17 protein-coding genes and 1 pseudogene are annotated in these 16905 nt (G+C 35.6%); 7 read left to right on the forward strand and 11 right to left on the reverse strand.

What is annotated here, in order from left to right; all coding sequences use genetic code 11:
* Positions 1–45 precede the first annotated feature (45 nt).
* The 6 genes and pseudogenes from NST66_RS17845 to mreC all read right to left on the reverse strand — a co-directional run bounded on the left by NST66_RS17845 (position 46) and on the right by mreC (position 5535).
* On the reverse strand, positions 46–201 hold the full coding sequence (locus NST66_RS17845; RefSeq protein ID WP_049165958.1) for a hypothetical protein: 156 nt from the start codon (positions 199–201) through the stop codon (positions 46–48).
* Between the two features lie 492 nt (positions 202–693).
* Positions 694–1362: a phosphatase PAP2 family protein gene (locus NST66_RS17850; RefSeq protein WP_340843615.1), complete on the reverse strand. Its 669-nt coding sequence runs from the start codon at positions 1360–1362 to the stop codon at positions 694–696.
* A 140-nt stretch (positions 1363–1502) separates the two neighbouring features.
* Positions 1503–2921: pseudogene (locus NST66_RS17855) on the reverse strand (HAMP domain-containing sensor histidine kinase).
* Positions 2922–3605 carry a response regulator transcription factor gene (locus tag NST66_RS17860; protein ID WP_028414891.1) on the reverse strand — a complete coding sequence of 228 codons (684 nt, stop codon included), beginning with the start codon at positions 3603–3605 and terminating at the stop codon, positions 2922–2924.
* Positions 3606–3866: 261 nt separating this feature from the next.
* Complete coding sequence (locus tag NST66_RS17865) at positions 3867–4562, reverse strand: response regulator transcription factor (RefSeq protein WP_028414892.1); 696 nt, start codon at positions 4560–4562, stop codon at positions 3867–3869.
* A 181-nt stretch (positions 4563–4743) separates the two neighbouring features.
* A complete protein-coding gene (gene mreC, locus NST66_RS17870; protein WP_049165961.1) occupies positions 4744–5535 on the reverse strand; it encodes a rod shape-determining protein MreC in 792 nt (263 codons plus the stop codon).
* Between the two features lie 510 nt (positions 5536–6045).
* Between mreC and NST66_RS17875 the strand changes: the two genes are divergently transcribed.
* From NST66_RS17875 to NST66_RS17885, 3 genes are all read left to right on the forward strand, one after another.
* Positions 6046–6810 carry a COG4705 family protein gene (locus NST66_RS17875; RefSeq protein WP_340843616.1) on the forward strand — a complete coding sequence of 255 codons (765 nt, stop codon included), beginning with the start codon at positions 6046–6048 and terminating at the stop codon, positions 6808–6810.
* 113 nt (positions 6811–6923) lie between these two features.
* Positions 6924–7082: a hypothetical protein gene (locus tag NST66_RS17880; RefSeq protein ID WP_155278276.1), complete on the forward strand. Its 159-nt coding sequence runs from the start codon at positions 6924–6926 to the stop codon at positions 7080–7082.
* A gap of 47 nt (positions 7083–7129) precedes the next feature.
* Positions 7130–7405, forward strand: a complete 276-nt coding sequence (locus tag NST66_RS17885; protein WP_140451129.1) for a hypothetical protein — start codon at positions 7130–7132, stop codon at positions 7403–7405.
* A 529-nt stretch (positions 7406–7934) separates the two neighbouring features.
* Here NST66_RS17885 and NST66_RS17890 read toward each other — a convergent pair.
* Positions 7935–8837, reverse strand: coding sequence for a LysR family transcriptional regulator (locus tag NST66_RS17890; RefSeq protein WP_049165962.1), 903 nt, complete (start codon positions 8835–8837; stop codon positions 7935–7937).
* Between the two features lie 178 nt (positions 8838–9015).
* On the opposite strand from NST66_RS17890, the gene NST66_RS17895 reads away from it, so the two are divergent.
* From NST66_RS17895 to NST66_RS17905, 3 genes are all read left to right on the forward strand, one after another.
* Complete coding sequence (locus NST66_RS17895) at positions 9016–9525, forward strand: cyclophilin-like fold protein (protein WP_340843617.1); 510 nt, start codon at positions 9016–9018, stop codon at positions 9523–9525.
* Between the two features lie 81 nt (positions 9526–9606).
* Entirely contained in the window at positions 9607–10776 is a 1170-nt protein-coding gene (locus NST66_RS17900; protein WP_098112458.1) for an MFS transporter, read from the forward strand.
* A gap of 131 nt (positions 10777–10907) precedes the next feature.
* Positions 10908–11615, forward strand: a complete 708-nt coding sequence (locus NST66_RS17905) for an SDR family oxidoreductase (RefSeq protein ID WP_098112457.1) — start codon at positions 10908–10910, stop codon at positions 11613–11615.
* A 112-nt stretch (positions 11616–11727) separates the two neighbouring features.
* On the opposite strand, the gene NST66_RS17910 is transcribed toward NST66_RS17905, so the two are convergent.
* Both NST66_RS17910 and NST66_RS17915 read right to left on the reverse strand, forming a co-directional pair.
* On the reverse strand, positions 11728–12138 hold the full coding sequence (locus NST66_RS17910; RefSeq protein WP_047751802.1) for a cupin domain-containing protein: 411 nt from the start codon (positions 12136–12138) through the stop codon (positions 11728–11730).
* 78 nt (positions 12139–12216) lie between these two features.
* On the reverse strand, positions 12217–13080 hold the full coding sequence (locus NST66_RS17915) for an aldo/keto reductase (RefSeq protein ID WP_328153401.1): 864 nt from the start codon (positions 13078–13080) through the stop codon (positions 12217–12219).
* A 216-nt stretch (positions 13081–13296) separates the two neighbouring features.
* On the opposite strand from NST66_RS17915, the gene NST66_RS17920 reads away from it, so the two are divergent.
* On the forward strand, positions 13297–13845 hold the full coding sequence (locus NST66_RS17920; protein ID WP_154989911.1) for a TetR/AcrR family transcriptional regulator: 549 nt from the start codon (positions 13297–13299) through the stop codon (positions 13843–13845).
* A 302-nt stretch (positions 13846–14147) separates the two neighbouring features.
* On the opposite strand, the gene NST66_RS17925 is transcribed toward NST66_RS17920, so the two are convergent.
* Positions 14148–14705 (reverse strand): sugar O-acetyltransferase, encoded by a 558-nt coding sequence (locus NST66_RS17925; protein ID WP_047750087.1) that lies wholly within the window; start codon positions 14703–14705, stop codon positions 14148–14150.
* A gap of 166 nt (positions 14706–14871) precedes the next feature.
* Positions 14872–16230, reverse strand: a complete 1359-nt coding sequence (locus NST66_RS17930) for an SLC45 family MFS transporter (protein ID WP_340843618.1) — start codon at positions 16228–16230, stop codon at positions 14872–14874.
* Positions 16231–16905 lie beyond the last annotated feature (675 nt).

Consider the following 16905-nt stretch of genomic DNA (forward strand, 5'->3'; position numbering starts at 1 on the left):
AAAGTAGCCTATAACTATAGACTACTCAGCAGCGAACATTCTAGGCTATTTTTCTTTTGCTTGCTTGATAAATAAAAAGAAAACCGTAATTAAGATAAAATAATTTAGCGGGTTTTTAAAGATATTACCATCTAAAGCTAATTGTAATAAGATCCATAAAGCGAAGATAACTAATATGGCTGGTATTGTAAGTTTGTTCATACATTGCTCATCCTTAGTCTCAGAGTAATACAGTAATCATGACTCTCAATATTTTTTATACTGTAAAAATTAAATCCACAAATAGCTTTGAAAGTATATTGATTGAATTCCTGTAAGAATATCACTTTTTAAGATAAAATTTAACAGTTTCCGCCACAATCGATAGAAATGGATCAATTTCATTTGATTTTTTTGTAATAAGTTCAAGAAAAAAGTAACCGTTATTTTACATTTTCTAATAATAAAAACAGTCAATTTTATGACTGTTTTAAGTAGGATGCTATCAAAAATTTCATTTCCTAGGTGGTGTATCATCTTTATAAAAAATGCAGTTCTTATAGATTCGTTTTTTATTCCCCCTACTGAAAAAACGTCCATAAATCAATGCTGGCTGTTCATATCAGTACTTTTGATAATCCACACTTAATTATGAAGCCAGTCACTTGCATCCTTAGCCTATATGATTATTTCCGTGTTGATATATCATCGTATTCATTCTTTACTTTGAGTAGATCTTCTTTGCTCAACCTTCTTCTCCTGATAGCGTTGATAGAACCAAATAGCAATAGCTAGCCAGCAGCCGCTAGCAAAATAGCCTCCAATAACGTCGCTAGGATAATGCACGCCTAAGTAAATACGACTAATACCTATTGCTAGAATCATTGTAGTGGTAATAACGATTAAAAGTGTACGTCCCCAGCGAGTAGAAATATGACGCCAGAGCAAAAATGAAAGGACGCCGTAAACAGCAAAAGCACTCATAGCATGCCCACTTGGAAAGCTATAACCATTGATTTCGATTAATCGATGGAAATCAGGACGTGCACGATGAAAAAGTAGTTTTAGCAGCTCATTGAGGATTGGAGAACCTACAATAATCGCGATAAATAAAATAAGCTCCGCTCGATGTTTTAATACCTTATAGAGAAAAAACAAACTAAAGAGAGAAATCACTGCAACAGATGGCGAAGAGCCAATAAAAGTAAAGCATTTCATAATAGTCGTTAGCCCAGGAGTTTCGAACCCTTGAATTAGCGATATAATAGACCGATCAAATGCGACAATTTTTGATCCATTAATTAAAAGAGCCATCCCACTAAAACAAATAAGGGACAACAAGCTTAATATAAAAGCAAGTGTAAATTGAAACTTCAACTTCATACTAGACACCTCTACTTTCTGTGCTTTATCAAGCTACTTTTGATGAAATCTGATAAGGTCATTTTACTTTTAGATTTTGATGCTTCTTTGCTTTTGAAGTTAGGAGTATTAAAAATAAAGAGCTTGTTTTATATGCACATTTATAGAGAGTTAGTAAACAGAGGCCATACAGCCGTTACATTTGTTCCTTCGCCCTCTTTACTCTCGATGTTAATCGTACCGTGGTACTTTTCAATCCATCGTTTGGCTATAGCCAGTCCTAAGCCAAGTCCTCCTTGTTTTCGGCTCCTTGCCTTATCCACTCGGTAAAATCTATTTAAAATATAAGGTATATCCTCTTCTGGAATTCCAATTCCTTTATCCATTACTTTAAGGGATACCTTTTCATTGATGAGAGAACAGTCTATAACTACCTCTTTCTCTTCCTTCTTAGAATATTTGACTGCATTATCTAACAAAATGATTAATATTTGTTCTAGATGGCGAGAAGAAATATTCACGTACAGATTTTCATGTGAGTGTCTTATTTTAAACTCATAGTTGTTATACAGTACTTCAAAATTTCTTACAACATGTTGAACAGTGGCCAATACGTTAATAGGTTCAACATCTACAGGATTTATCAGACTATTTTCAGCTCGGGATAGCTCCAATAATTCTTGCACAAGATTCGTTAAACGCTCTACTTCTTTCAGACTGGATTTCAAGGATTTATCTAATACTGCTGCATCATTTTTCCCTCAGCGATTTAACAATGTCAAATGTCCTTGGATAATGGCTAACGGAGTTCTTAATTCATGTGAAGCATCCTCTACAAACTGTTTTTGCTGTAAAAAAGAGTCTTCGAGGCTATCCATCAACTCATTAAATAAACTGCCTAATTGAGCAAATTCATCGTTTTTTTCATTAACTGGAACACGTTCTTCAAGGCCATTTGTTTTTATTTTTTTCATCGTCAATGTTAACGCTTGAACGTTAGATAGTATTTTCTTTGCTAGAATGGTTCCACCTAGAATACTAAAGATTAGTGAGCCTATCCCTGCAGCAAGCATTAATAAAAAAATCTTGTCCATAAAAGCATCAGACATCTCCATATTTCTAACAATTTCAACCGTTCCAGTGAAGTTGTCGGTGACAATTGGAGAACGAAGAACGAGTAGACGTTCATCGTGGTTTCGAATCACTTTATACTCTTTGTGCTTCACCGCCTTCGGTTGCTGCCAGTTTGGTGAAACATTGTTTGAGGTACTGGTTATAATGTTCCCTTTCCTATCAAGAACACGAATCAACTGATTCTTTTCATTAATTTTCGATAAGTATCCTTCACTGTTTTCAATTTGTTTTAAGGATAAAGGTTCATCATCAGATTGAATAAAAGCGAGAACCTCGTTTAATTGATGAATACCATTTTGCTTCTCATAATTTAAAATACCGTTATCGATCACAATGTATTGAAAGAGGTTATAAGAGAGAAAAAGAAAAAATAAAAACATGGAAGACCATAACGTTATCTTCCATCTTATAGGTAAATCTTTTATACACTTTATCCACTTTCTCATTTAAACATCACGCATCACGTACCCAACCCCTCTGATGGTTTGAATATATAACTCTTTGTCCTGCGCACTTAATTTATTTCTTAAATATCTAACATATACATCGACAACATTCGTTTCAACAACTGAATCGTACCCCCACACTTGCTCTAAAAGTATGTCTCTCGTTAATACTTTGTTAATGTTACGCATAAAAATGGCTAGGAGTTCAAATTCTTTATTCGTGAGTTCAATTAGTTTTTTTTCTTTTATCACTGTTCTTGATTCCAAATCAAGTTCAATATCTTTAAATGTTAATAGTAGCTTCTGATCCAGCATCTTGTTGTTTTCTTGACGTCTAAAAATGACTCGCATTCTTGCAAATAATTCTTCAATTGCAAATGGTTTGGACAAATAATCGTCAGCTCCATTATCAAGCCCCATTACCCTATCCATGACACTATCCTTAGCTGTGAGCATAATAACAGGAGTATCCTTAGTTGTTCTTAGTCTTCTGCATACCTCAATTCCATTTAATCCAGGCATCATTAAATCCAATAATATAATATCGTACTTCTGCTTGGTTGCTTTATCTAAACCAGTACGACCATCGTAAGCTACGTCAACTAAATATCCTTCATATTTTAGTTCTAATTCTAAAAATTCTACTAATCCTTCTTCATCCTCTACAATTAGTACCTTTTGCATATAAAGTACTCTCCTTTGTCTAAAAATTAAAAACGTAAAAACTGCTTCTACAAATGAATATGAGTACTAGTACTATATCCCTCAATTTTGAAAGATAATAAGAAGAAATATGAAATAAGTTTTCTATGACTTTCTTCTTTATAGGCTTTTCTTCAATTTATCAAATAAAAATTAGATTTGAATAAAAAAGAGATTAAGAATAAATGAATTTATTTCTTAATCTTCTTTAATGAATCATATAAAGTTGCTTTCCTTGTTTCTTTAACTTTCTTTAATGGTGTATCCTATACCTCGAACAGTCTCAATGAGTGAGGGACTAAATCCTTCTTCAATTTTCTTTCTCAAATAACTTATATAAACATCAAGTATATTTGTATCTCCTTCGTATTCATATCCCCATACATTTAGTAAGATTCCTTCACGAGTAACCGTCTTATTTTTATGGATGACTAAGTAAATTAATAAATCATACTCTTTAGGGGTTAAGCTGATTTTTTGCCCAGCTCTAGTTACTTCTCTTGATTCAGTATTTATAACCATATCTTCAATTAATAATAACGAGTCTTTTTCTACCTTATTCCTAATAACAAGGTGCTTATAACGTAGTAAAGAACGTATCCGAGCCAGCAATTCTTCAGTTTTAAATGGCTTAGTTATATAATCGTTTGCGCCATGATCTAACCCCAGTATTTTGTCTAGAGTTGAGTTGCGAGCTGTCAAAAGAATAATAGGCACGTAATTTTCTCTCTTTCTTACTTTACGCAAGACCTCTATACCACTCATTTCCGGTAGCATAATGTCAAGTAAAATTAAATCAAACATATTTGATAAGGCCATTTCGAGACCATCTCTTCCATTGTTTTTAATTTTCACTTGGTAACCTTCATGTTCAAGTTCCATTTTTAATATATTGCCTATTTCTACTTCATCTTCCACAATTAAAATACTTTCTTTCATCTAACTAACCCCTCTTTTCAATCTCTATATTTTTGCTTTGCATATCGATCGCTCTTTCCAATAATAAAGAGAAGTGTATAGCTATCACAAACCAACATCTCAGTGGACAATAAGAAGTTTTAAGTGCTGAACATAAAAACATAAGATAAAAGACTTCTATTAGAATGTGATATTAAATTCCCTACCCATTGTTCTTTGCTTTAATAACAATTACTTCACTAATATCATTAAAGTTGGATGAGGGTTTTACAACGGCCAATTGCGTTAATCCATATTCATCAGGCTTTACTTTGATGACTTTTCCTAAGGCTAATTTCCTTTGAAAGATTGAACTGATAGGAGAGGTTTGAACTTTATCTCCTACATTAACCTCAGCCTCACTAGGGATTTTTCTAATAATTAAATTACCTTTTTTATCATCGTAGCCTTCTAATGTTCCATTCACGCTTTTCCTATCCTTTAACATTACCGCCATACGATTTGTCCTAAGGTTTGAGCTAATTAGTTCTACGATAGAGGTTGACGAAAAAACGTTGGATACCTTCCCAACGACTCCATTTGTACCTAGCACATTCATATCTATTTTTAACCCCTGCTTCTTTCCTTTATCAATTGTTAATTCATTGTTCCAGTTGTTCGTTGAGCGGCCAATTACGGTAGCTGTTACAGGATTATAGGTTTTCACCTGATCTTCTGTTTTTAAAATTTTTTTTAAGACTTTGTTTTCATATTCCAACTTATAAGCATTTGCTTCCTCCTGATTTTCAGTGGCTAGCTTATTCTTTAAGATAGAGTTTTCTTTGTAAGTGGAAAATAATTGACTCACTTGTTGAGGTTCACTCCAAGAAAGATTGTCTAAAGAAAGTAAGCTATCTTTGTACAAGGTTCCAACAAAAATAAGTCCTCCTACAGTAAGAATCCCTCCTATCAAAATATATGTATGTCTTTTCTTCTTTCTTTGAAAACGTATCACAATGGCACCTTCCTACCAATAGTCATGCTATTTATAATCTTACTAGCTGTTTCTTAAAAATTTCTTAAGTATCATCATCTTTGACCTCTTAACAACTGTTCAACGTTCTCCTTCTTTTAATGAATCGTACTTATTTTCTAGTTTCAAAAGCTGAAGGCATAACGTTATGTTTAAAAAACTTGGCTCACATAATTTAAATTTAATACTGTGTAATGAAATTTAAATGAAATTAAAATGAGAATCCGATAAAAAATAAATATTTTATTTTTATAAAAACATCATGGTGCAACAGAGTTGATAAAACATTTAATTAAAACATTAATAAAAAGTTTTTTATAAAAATCTCATTAAATTCTTATTTATTTTTCATTTTGATTTTAGAAAAAGACTGTACAGTTTGAATTGCAGCGATGAAGCTTTTAAAAAATTTCTTTAAGAAAAACGTTAGGCAAGTGTGCCGTTTATTTAAGAGAATAAACAGTTAGCACAAGAAGGAGAGAAAAATTAAAAATGCAAGCATCTTCGCCAATGAATAAAATTGCACAAATTACCCTTGTTTTTTGGATTATGAAGATTTCTGCTACGACACTGGGTGAAACCGCAGGTGACTTGTTAACACAAACATTAGGAGTTGGATATGCAGTTAGTACGCTGATCTTTTTTAGCATATTTTTAATTACACTTGTAGCTCAACTAAGCTCTAAGAGGTATATTCCGGCCCTTTATTGGACTGTTATTCTGTCAACTAGCGTAGCTGGCACAACTATGTCTGATTTTATGGATCGTACACTGGCATTAGGTTACGCAAAAGGCTCGATGATATTAATCACTATATTGTTGTCGATATTTGCATACTGGTATTTTAGCGAGCGTTCATTAAATATCAACTATATTAGAAACCGCAAGGCTGAAATACTTTATTGGATTGCCATCCTTTTCTCAAACACATTAGGTACAGCTTTAGGAGATTTTTTGTCTGATACGTCTGGCCTTGGATATATAGGTGGAGCTATTTTAATTGGCAGCTTACTAGCATTCATTGTTATATGTACCTTCTATACAAAGATTTCTCGTGTGTTTTTATTTTGGGTAGCATTCGTTTTGACTCGCCCTTTCGGAGCAACATTTGGAGATCTTTTGACAAAGCCACATGAAAAAGGTGGTTTAGACTTAGGTACGGCAGGCTCTTCTCTAGTCCTAGCCTCCATTCTTATTGCCTTTATGATTCATACGACATTTAAACAAAATAACGTAAGCTCAGAACAAGCGCTGTAGATTTCCTTTTTTATTTAATACATTACAAAACCCATAAAAAGAAAAAATCTAACGAAGTGACTAATTGCATGAACCACCTCTTTTTCGCACATACTCGTAAGGAGGTGGTGTTTATGGTTAATCAGTTAGAATTTCTTACCCAGCATGTTAATGATAAACAATACGATTACTGGCTTCATCATGATTTATTTAGTGCTCAATGGTGGCTAATTATCATTTTAAGTGCGCTTTTCTATTCGTTTTTTATCTCCTCATTGACCGACAACGAATAATATTTATTCTCTTAGTATTTTTCATTAGCTTTGTTTTAGTTGGTACTGTGGATGAACTCGGAAAGTTCTTTGGCGTATGGAGCTACCCTCATCAATTATTGGTCTTTACTCATCGTTTTAATTCCGTTGATTTTGCAGTTATCCCGGTTATACTTACATTAGTTTACCAATTCTTTAGCAAATGGAAGTTTTATTGGATTGCTTCTCTTATTGCTTCAGCTTTTATCGCTTTTATTGGAGTGCCTATATTTACTTTTTTCCATATTCTATGGAGCATATTAATTGCAGACACAAAAAAAGCTCACCTTAAAAGGTCAGCCTAAATAGGGGAGTTCTATAGAAAATGTTGTATTGCATTACTGATATTTATACTAGCATCTAATAGTGAAAAATTAGTGAAATGTTCGTCTCACTTATCTTTTTAAAAATTTCTTCTTTGAAAAATGAAGTCTACGTTTTAAGCTCTCACTATAAAAGCGTGAACTCGTGACAGGCTACGCTTTTATACATCTATATTCCATTAAGATCTATGAAAGTTAACCGGTCTCTAATCAGCGCTTACTCGTTCAAGCCTGCTATTTTTAGGTACGTCTCTTTTATCTTCAATCGCTCTCCGTAAAGGAAGCTAAAAGAACTGTAAAATATATGGACGAAAAAGCTAATCATTATCTTGATATTATTAACGGTTTATCGCCAGATGACACTAACCCTGGCGAATGGGAGTTAATACATCCTAATAAAACATCCTAAGGCTCTTAACATCACCTCCATACCTGCAGTAAAAAGACTTATCTACCATACCGTATAGATAAGTCTTTTTACTCCATTTGTTTGAACTAGACCGATGCGCTGTCAGTTTAGAGTTTGTGAAAATTCCCCCTGCAGTTCTTTTAAAAACGCAGCAGCTGCAGCTGAAAGAACATGATGCTTTTTCCACACAATATTTAAACCTGATTCAAGTCTTGGCTGTAACGGTCTGAAACAAAGGTTGCTATTAGTAGACGTATTGACTATTTTATCAAGTGTTATGGCATACCCAATGCCTTCTTCAACCATAATGGCCGCATTATATGCAAGATTGTATGTAGTAACGATGTTTAATTTATGAAAGTCTTCGCCAAACCAATCCGAAAATTCATTTTTTGAAAATGTCTGCTTCATGGCCTGTCGTGAACAGATTAGTGGAGCGTTCAATAAATCCGCAGCTTGAATGCTTTCTTTGAGGGCAAGAGGACTGTCTCTTCTCATCACAACGCCCCAAACATCTTTGGCAGGGATATTAAGATAATTGTATTTTGAAATATCAGCCGGTTGAATTAAAATGCCAAAGTCAAGCAGCCCCTTGTCAAGCCGTTCCGTTATATCTTCTTCGTTTCCGCTGTAGAGGTGATATCGTATATTTGGATAACGTAACTGCACATCTTTTGCGACTCGTGCAATATGTTTCATTGCTTCTGTCTCCCCGCCCCCTATATAGATATCACCACCTATTGTTTCTTCCATGGAACTAAACTCCGCCTCTAATTTATCGACCATATTAACAATTTCCTCTGCCCTGTTTCTCAGAAGCATTCCTTCATCTGTCAAAATGATACTGTGACTGCTGCGAATAAATAATTTTTTGCCTAACTCTTGTTCAAGATCTTTTAATTGTCTAGACAGTGTTGGCTGTGTCACATGCAAAACATCAGCGGCTTTCGTGATGTTTCCTTCTCTTGCAACCGTAAGAAAATACCGCAAAACTCGAATTTCTATATCCCTCTCCTCCTTTCATAAGCTTTAGTATATACACTCCAGAAATGCTTATCAAACATATCATGATATAAGATATAAGTATTTTTTATATTTGGAAGAAGCCGTTAGAATAAACAACAAAGAAGTTCATATCACACCATCAACATCTTTAATAATTCAATGTGGAAAGGATCTTAAGATGAAAAAAATGTTATATCTGCCTTCTATCTTAGTAATAAGCGCTGCACTCGCTGCTTGCGGCAACAATCATTCTTCTGCAACCGACCATAATGCCAGTAAGCATTTAAACCGCGTACCAGAACAAACAGAAGAAGATAGTATTTCAAATACAAGAATAAAGTTAACGTTCAACAACAAAGAAGTGTTTGTTAGGATGTACGATAACCCAGCAAGTAAGGATTTTCTAGCTCAACTGCCTTTAACCGTAACGTTTGAAGATTATATCGGTAAAGAGAAAGTTAGTATTTTACAAAAAAGATTATCTATAGATGATGTACAAGCCGAAGACCTATCCAAAAAAGGAGACTTTGCTTATTACGCTCCTTGGGGAAATGTAGCTATTTTTTACAAAGGTCTTGAAGATGCTACAAACGACCTTATCATACTAGGTCAAATTGAATCAGGAAAGGAAAATTTTGAAAATATTGACGGTACTTTTACAGTTAGAATTGAAAAAGTGACTAAGTGAAAACATGACAATACACCTTTAACCACCCCACTTTACAGCAACTAGAACACAACATTTTTTAGAAAGAAGGATCTTTATTTTATGTCTAAACAAAACAAGCTACTTATATTTGTCTTAACTTTAGGAGCTTTCGGTATTATCAATACTGAAATGGGCGTTATAGGGATATTACCCTACATTGCGGATCACTTTCATATCAGTGTATCAAAGGCAGGATGGCTGGTGAGTCTCTTCGCGCTTACCGTGTCAATATCCGGTCCAACGATGCCGTTATTATTTTCGGGAGTCAATCGCAAGAAGGCAATGCTGCTTGTACTTGGTATTTTCATTTTAGGTAACATTATCTCTATCTTTACTTCTAATTTTGCTATTGCCATCATTGCGCGTGTGATTCCAGCTATTTTTCATCCAATTTATTTTTCAGCAGCTTTTACAATGGCAGCGAACTCAGTCAGCAAGGAAGAGGCTCCAAAAGCTGTTTCAAAAGTCTTTATTGGCGTATCTGCAGGTATGGTACTTGGTGTGCCAATCGCAAGTTTTCTTGCAAGTACAGTCTCGTTTCAACTATCAATGACGTTTTTTGCTGTTATTAACGCGATAGTATTTATTGCTACGTGGGCATTCTTCCCTTCTATGCCTGTTACAGAAAGACTTTCATACGGAGCACAGCTAAGCGTATTAAAAAAACCCGTTACTTGGCTTTCTATTATTGCCGTCCTTTTACTGAATTCAGCAGTATTTGGGGTATATAGCTATCTTGCTGAGTATCTTAAAAGCGTTACGAACCTCTCTGGACAATTAATTAGTTTCATGCTGGTTCTGTACGGTGTGGCAAATATTATCGGAAACATTATCGCAGGGAAATTACTTACGAAAAATGCCATTAAAACTGTAGTCGTTTTCCCTTTCGCATTGGGAATCGTTTACATCATTTTATTCTTCATCGGACAGTTTACTTGGCCGATGGCTATCATGACTTTAGTTTGGGGAATATTTGCTGGTATAGGAACGAATATTAATCAATATTGGATTTCCTCCGCAGCTCCAGAAGCCCCTGATTTCGCGAATGGATTATTTTTAGCATCCGTTAACTTAGGAACAACCATTGGTACAGCCGTAGGTGGACTGTTTATATCAGGAATGGGTATACAATACGTTGTACTAGTAGGCATCTTGTCATTAGTATTGAGCGCAATATTTATTTTACCAAGAAGTTATATGAAACGTCCTGTAAGTCAACTTTCAAAATAAGACATTAACGCAACTTTCTTTCGGGATCCCTAGTAGGATCCCTTTGTTTTCTTTTATTACATCTATGAAAAGCTGAATTCTATTCTAGTCAATACTTACAGAATTAATAAATAAAAAATGGAGGACTTGAAATGGAAAAACATACTAAAGTTGCACTCGTCACCGGCGGAAATCGGGGTATTGGCTATGAACTAGTGAGACAATTGGCGATGAAAGGTTTTAAGGTCATTTTGACGAGCCGAAATTCAGAAACCGGACATAAAGCCGTGCAAAAACTTAAAGACTCTTATCTTGATGTTTCGTTTGTAGTGATGGATATAAGCAGTGAAGCCAGTATCCGCCAAGCTGCAGCTACAGTAAGTGAACAATATGGACGATTAGATGTGTTAATTAATAACGCGGGCATATATTTAGATAAAAATCAAAAATTAGTGAACTTGGACCCTTCTGTTCTAGAAAAAACGCTAGAAACGAATTTCTTCGGTGCTTACCACGTAATCCGTTCCTTTATGCCTCTTATGGAACAGCAAGCCTACGGAAGAATTATTAATGTTTCCTCCGAATATGGAGCAATGAGTGAAATGTCTTCTTCAGGAGTGGGCGCTTATAAGTTATCCAAGCTTATTCTAAATGGCTTAACGCAATTAATAGCTGCGGAAAGCACCAAAGATATCAAAATTAACGCGGTCGATCCAGGATGGGTAAGCTCAGATATGGGTGGACCATCAGCTCCAAGAACGCCGCAGCAAGCTGCTAGTTCTATCCTTTGGTTGGCAACGATTGGACCTGAAGGACCTTCCGGAGGCTTTTTTAAAGATGGAAAACAAATCAATTGGTGAACTTTTATGGCGTTAAGGCTATTTCCTATGACATCTTGAACGCATAATAAAAACCCTACGGATTATTAGGAATAATCCGTAGGGTTTTTGCTTCTAAGATACATACGATCTATTATTTTATGCTATTATATTCCTCATCTGTTACTGGTTCTAACCATTCCGGCGTACCGGCAGTGATGGCAATGTGTTCAAACCAGCTGTCTTTTGCAGCACCATGCCAATGTTTGACACCATCATGCGTCACAATAACATCTCCAGCTTTTAAGAATTGTGCAGGTTTTCCTTCTTCTTGGTACCAACCTTCGCCCCCTGTTACTAATAGAAGCTGAAATCCATCACGATGAATATGCCAGTTATTGCGGCATCCAGGTTCAAAGGTTACATTTCCAACTCCAACGTTCACTTTAGGATCTGCGATTAAGGTTTGGAGATAACTTTGTCCAACAAAAAATTGTGCATACGCTTCATTCTTTTCACCTGCTGGAAAAATAACGCCATTTTTTACTTCTTCATGTTTTGCCATTTTGATTCCTCCAATAATATCATTCATAATTGTATCTCTTGGCTCATTCATTGCTATAAAAAGTCCTTGCTCACCTGTTTATTTTAATTTTCCGCCAAATACCGGGAAGTAGCTGTGCTCACCATAATCTTGAATAGGTTTGACATTTTTCAAAATTTCCATATCTGCATCGCTGATCACAAAGTTAAGCTTTGCATTGATTCTCATATGATCTGGATTTGCCGTCTTAGGAATGACTGCAAGACCAAGCTGAATATCATAGCGCAGGCAAAGTTGAGCAACAGACACTCCGTATTTATCAGCTATTACCTTCACTTCTTTATTATCAAGAACCGCACCGTGCGCAATTGGTGAATATGCTTCTACCAAGATGCCATTCTTCTGGCAGAACTCAATTAACTCCAAAGGCGTATTGCTCACATGTGCCAATATTTGATTGACCATAGGCTTGATTTCACAGCTAGAAAGAATATTCTCTATATCATCCTGAAGGAAGTTAGAAAGGCCGATTGCCTTTACCTTCCCTGCCTTATAAGCATCCTCCATTGCTTTCCATGCCTCTTTGTTTTCTTCGAAGTAGCGTTTCTCTTCTCTAAACTCCGTCCAAGGCTGTGGACTGTGGATAATTAGAAGATCAATGTAATCCAGCCCCAACTTTGTTAAAGACTCATCAATGGAATTCGTAACTTCCTCATAAGTTTTTGCTTCTGCTGCAACCTTTGTTGTAATAAAGAGTTCTTCTCTTGCAACACCGCATGAACGGATTCCTTCGCCTATGCCAGCTTCATTCATATAAGCTTGTGCCGTATCAATATGGCGATACCCGCTAGATACCGCATCGCGCACTGCCTGAGCTGCCTGTTCGTCATCAAGCAGCCACGTACCAAGACCTAATAGTGGAATTTCTACACCGTTTGATAATTTATACGTTTCGTTAAACATGTTTTTTATCTCCTTTGAATTGTTTATTTTTCTATACTTTAAAAGTATCTATCTGCCTGTTAAAAGTAAATCAACATTGATTGATTAATCAACATCTGTCTATAATTATAAAAGCAAATAAAATCCTTTCAATCGTTAATTGAAGGCGATTCGTTGATTACTCAACAAATGAAGAGGTATTGTTGAATATCTTTTAAAAAAAGTGAGGTTTTTAAAATGGCGAAAGTGGATAGAAGAATACTCAAAAGCCAAGAGGCTATAAAAAATGCAGTGACTGAATTAATGACCCAAAAACGATTTGATGACATTACCATTCAGGATATTGCCGACAAAGCAAATGTTAACCGAGGCACGATTTATCTTCACTATATGGATAAATATGATTTATTAGATAAGATGATTGAAGAACATATGAACAACCTCGAAGAACTATGTCATTCGGCTGCTGATATGACGTTCCAAGAAGGAAATTATGTTTGGTTTGAATATTTTGAGCGTCACCATCTCTTCTTTTCAACCATGTTAGAAAGTAAAGGCGCTCATTATTTCCGCAGCCGTTTTCTCGAGTTAGTCATCCAAGAGTATGGTCCTGAAGTTGATACAACTGAAGGAGAAAACAAAGGGTTTCGTAAAGAGGTTGTTATTCAGTTCTTTGCCTCGGCCGTTGTAGGGACAGTAGAATGGTGGTTTAAAAACGGGATGCACGTTCCAACCGATGTAATAGCCGAGCAAACCGGCATATTGTTAGATCGGAATTTGGAATAATTTAATCCGTTTTATACGTACACATAAATGAAAATTCCCCCAAAGTGTAAAAGTGGCAGAAACTTTCTTATTAGAAGATTATGTTAATAAGCTGAGTTAGAGATGATATGACTTGCAGTCAGATAAAGAGATCCTCTCAACATAAAAGAACAGCACTAAACCTGCTGAGTATCCATAGGTTTAGTGCTGCTCAAACATTTTGTTTTTTTAACGGATATTGATTTTTACAGAAGGAGTCATTTCTATCGGGAATAACTCTTTATTTTTTAGTTAATTTATAAACAATGTTTAGCTAGTAAAAATTAATCCAACTTCTTTATAATCTTTGCGGGGTTCCCTCCCACTACTACATTATCTGGAACATCTTTTATCACAACAGCTCCGGAAGCGACTACAGCATTATGTCCAATTGTAACGCCTGGATTGATGACAGCTCGTCCCCCAATCCATACATTATCTCCAATCGTGACGGGCTTGGTATATTCAACTTCTGTAATTCGCTGTTCTGCATTCACAGGATGAGTATTCGTATAAATATGTACGCCCGGTGCCATCATGCAGTTCTTCCCTATTGTAATTCGTCCCCCATCTAAAAGTGTGCAGTCAAAGTTCGCATAAAAATTTTCTCCTACGTGGATATTGTATCCGTAGTCGCATCGAAAGTTAGATTCAAGGTAAATGCGTTCTCCTGTTGAACCAAATAGTTCCTTTAGTAACTCCGTACGCTTTTCATAATTCGTCTCATCTGTACCGTTAAACGAACGAACAAGCCTTCTTGCATCTTCCCGGTCCTTTACTAATTCTTGGTCTGCTGGAAAATACAGCTCGCCATCCACCATTTTTTCTTTTTCAGTTTTCATTGATTCATTCTCCATTCTTGTTATCAAATTTCCCACTAGATTGAATTCGTTTACATTTTATCATGATAGTCAATACAAAAATAAGATGTTTATAGATTCCGGTCAATAGCTCGAACACAAAAAAGCTAAGAAACCACGCTGCTTTTGTACCATGGACAGTTACTAATTAGTTTGTATATGTTTCCTTAATAATTGAAACAGACGCTGCTCCCGTAGCAAGTAAAATACCTGAGATTAAAATCATGCCTGGCATAGAAGATCCGATTATTGGGAACAAAGCAAAACTCAAGCAAGAAGCTATAATTTGCGGCAAACAAATACTTCCATTAAATAACCCTAGATATGTTCCCATATTCTTTCCTGACAGGGCGTTGGTAAGCATCGTGAACGGAAACGTCATCATAGCAGCCCAAGCGATACCAATTAAAATAAATGAAACAAGCAGCATCCATTGATTGTGAATAAAAAAGACAGATCCAAAACCAATACCGCCTAGCAGTAAACTAAAAGCATACGCTGGCTTACGTTTGTTGTTTGCTACGCGTGACAAAACTAGTGACCAAATGACTGCGGCAATCGACTGTACAGCTGATAAAATGCCGAACCAGTTGCCAGCTGCTTGATAGCCTGAGCTAGACGGCTGATTCGTATACCAAACGTTTTCAGCGACTGCACCTGTACCGTATGTCCATAAATATTGAAAGCCCATCCAGCAGAAAAATTGAACAAGTGTGACCGTCCAAAAAACCTTTGGAGCGTTGCGAAGCAGTTTAAAAACGTTTACATTTTCTTTTGTAGCTTCATCTGGAATACCATGGTATGCTGCAAATTCTGCAGGTGAATATTCTTTTACTTTAAGTATTGTAAATAAACTACAAATAATTAACACAACGGCTCCAACATAAAATGAAATAACAACTGATTGTGGTACTACCCCTTTTGGTGCACTATTTGATACGCCTAATACCGTTAAAACAAAAGGGAAAATACAGGCTAGCACAGCACCGCTGTTTGATAGAAAACTTTGAATAGAATAGGCAAACCCTTTTTGCTCTTCATTGACCATGTCTCCAACCATCATCTTAAATGGCTGCATGGCTACATTTGATGATACGTCCATAAACAAAATAGTGATGGCGCCAAAAGTCATAGCAGCCACCGCACTAAAACCAAAACTGCCGGCGTTTGGCAGCAAACACATAACAATTACGGCTACAATTGCGCCAATCAGTAGATAGGGGATACGACGGCCAAGCCTTGGCATCCAGGTACGATCTGAAAAATAACCAACTAAGGGCTGAACCACTAAACCGGCCAACGGCGGTAAAATAAAGAAAAAGCCTAATGTAGTTGGATCAGCACCGATTGTTTGAAATATACGTCCCATATTTGAACTCTGTAATGAGAATGCCATTTGTACACCTAAAAATCCAAAACTAATTAACCATATGGTACTGATCGGTAGATAAGGTAAGTTTGGCTGAACGCTTTTTTCACTGGTTTCAACGATTCTTTCTTCTAACATAACTGCCTCCTATGATTCAATTAACAGCCGCAAAAGATAGATGTTCTGATGTAAAGTGCTACGACATTCGTTGTGAACGTTCTCAAAACAACGATGAATACTGTAAATGCTAGTGTCTTTGGCTGGCTGTTTTCTATTTTGCTAGATTACCTCAGGAATACGGCATAACTAATAGTCCTGTCTAAAAATGCTGTTTGAGTATGTAAGAATTTTCACTATCTGCTCATCCGTAAGCTGCTGACTATCGCTTATACCTTCTTGAAAGTTTCATAAAATCTAATTATTAAAAACATTAGAATACTTTTATTTGAACATTATATACTAAACTAATAATTTAATGCAATCGTTTGCACAAATTATTTTTTAAATATTTAAAGACCTTCGAATCTCGTGACACTTTGCTTACATACTCATTATCATCGCTTTAATATTTCTAAGTAAAAGGAGGCTTTACTCTTGAAATCTTATAAAAAACCCAAAGAATATACGTATTCCTTGGGTTTGAGTTCCTTTAATTCACTTAATTTCCTTCTGGAGCAATCCATAATAGAACAGAAATTATCTGTAATATAACTTTAACTGAAGGTTTTTGTAACCATAAGGATTATAAAGAAGATAACCGCGAAGAAAAATCCTTGACTGACAGGGCTAGTAGTCTTTTTACCTAAGGATTTT

The organism is Priestia sp. FSL W8-0524, from assembly GCF_038005965.1.
In the GTDB taxonomy this organism is placed as follows: Bacteria; Bacillota; Bacilli; order Bacillales; family Bacillaceae_H; genus Priestia; species Priestia zanthoxyli.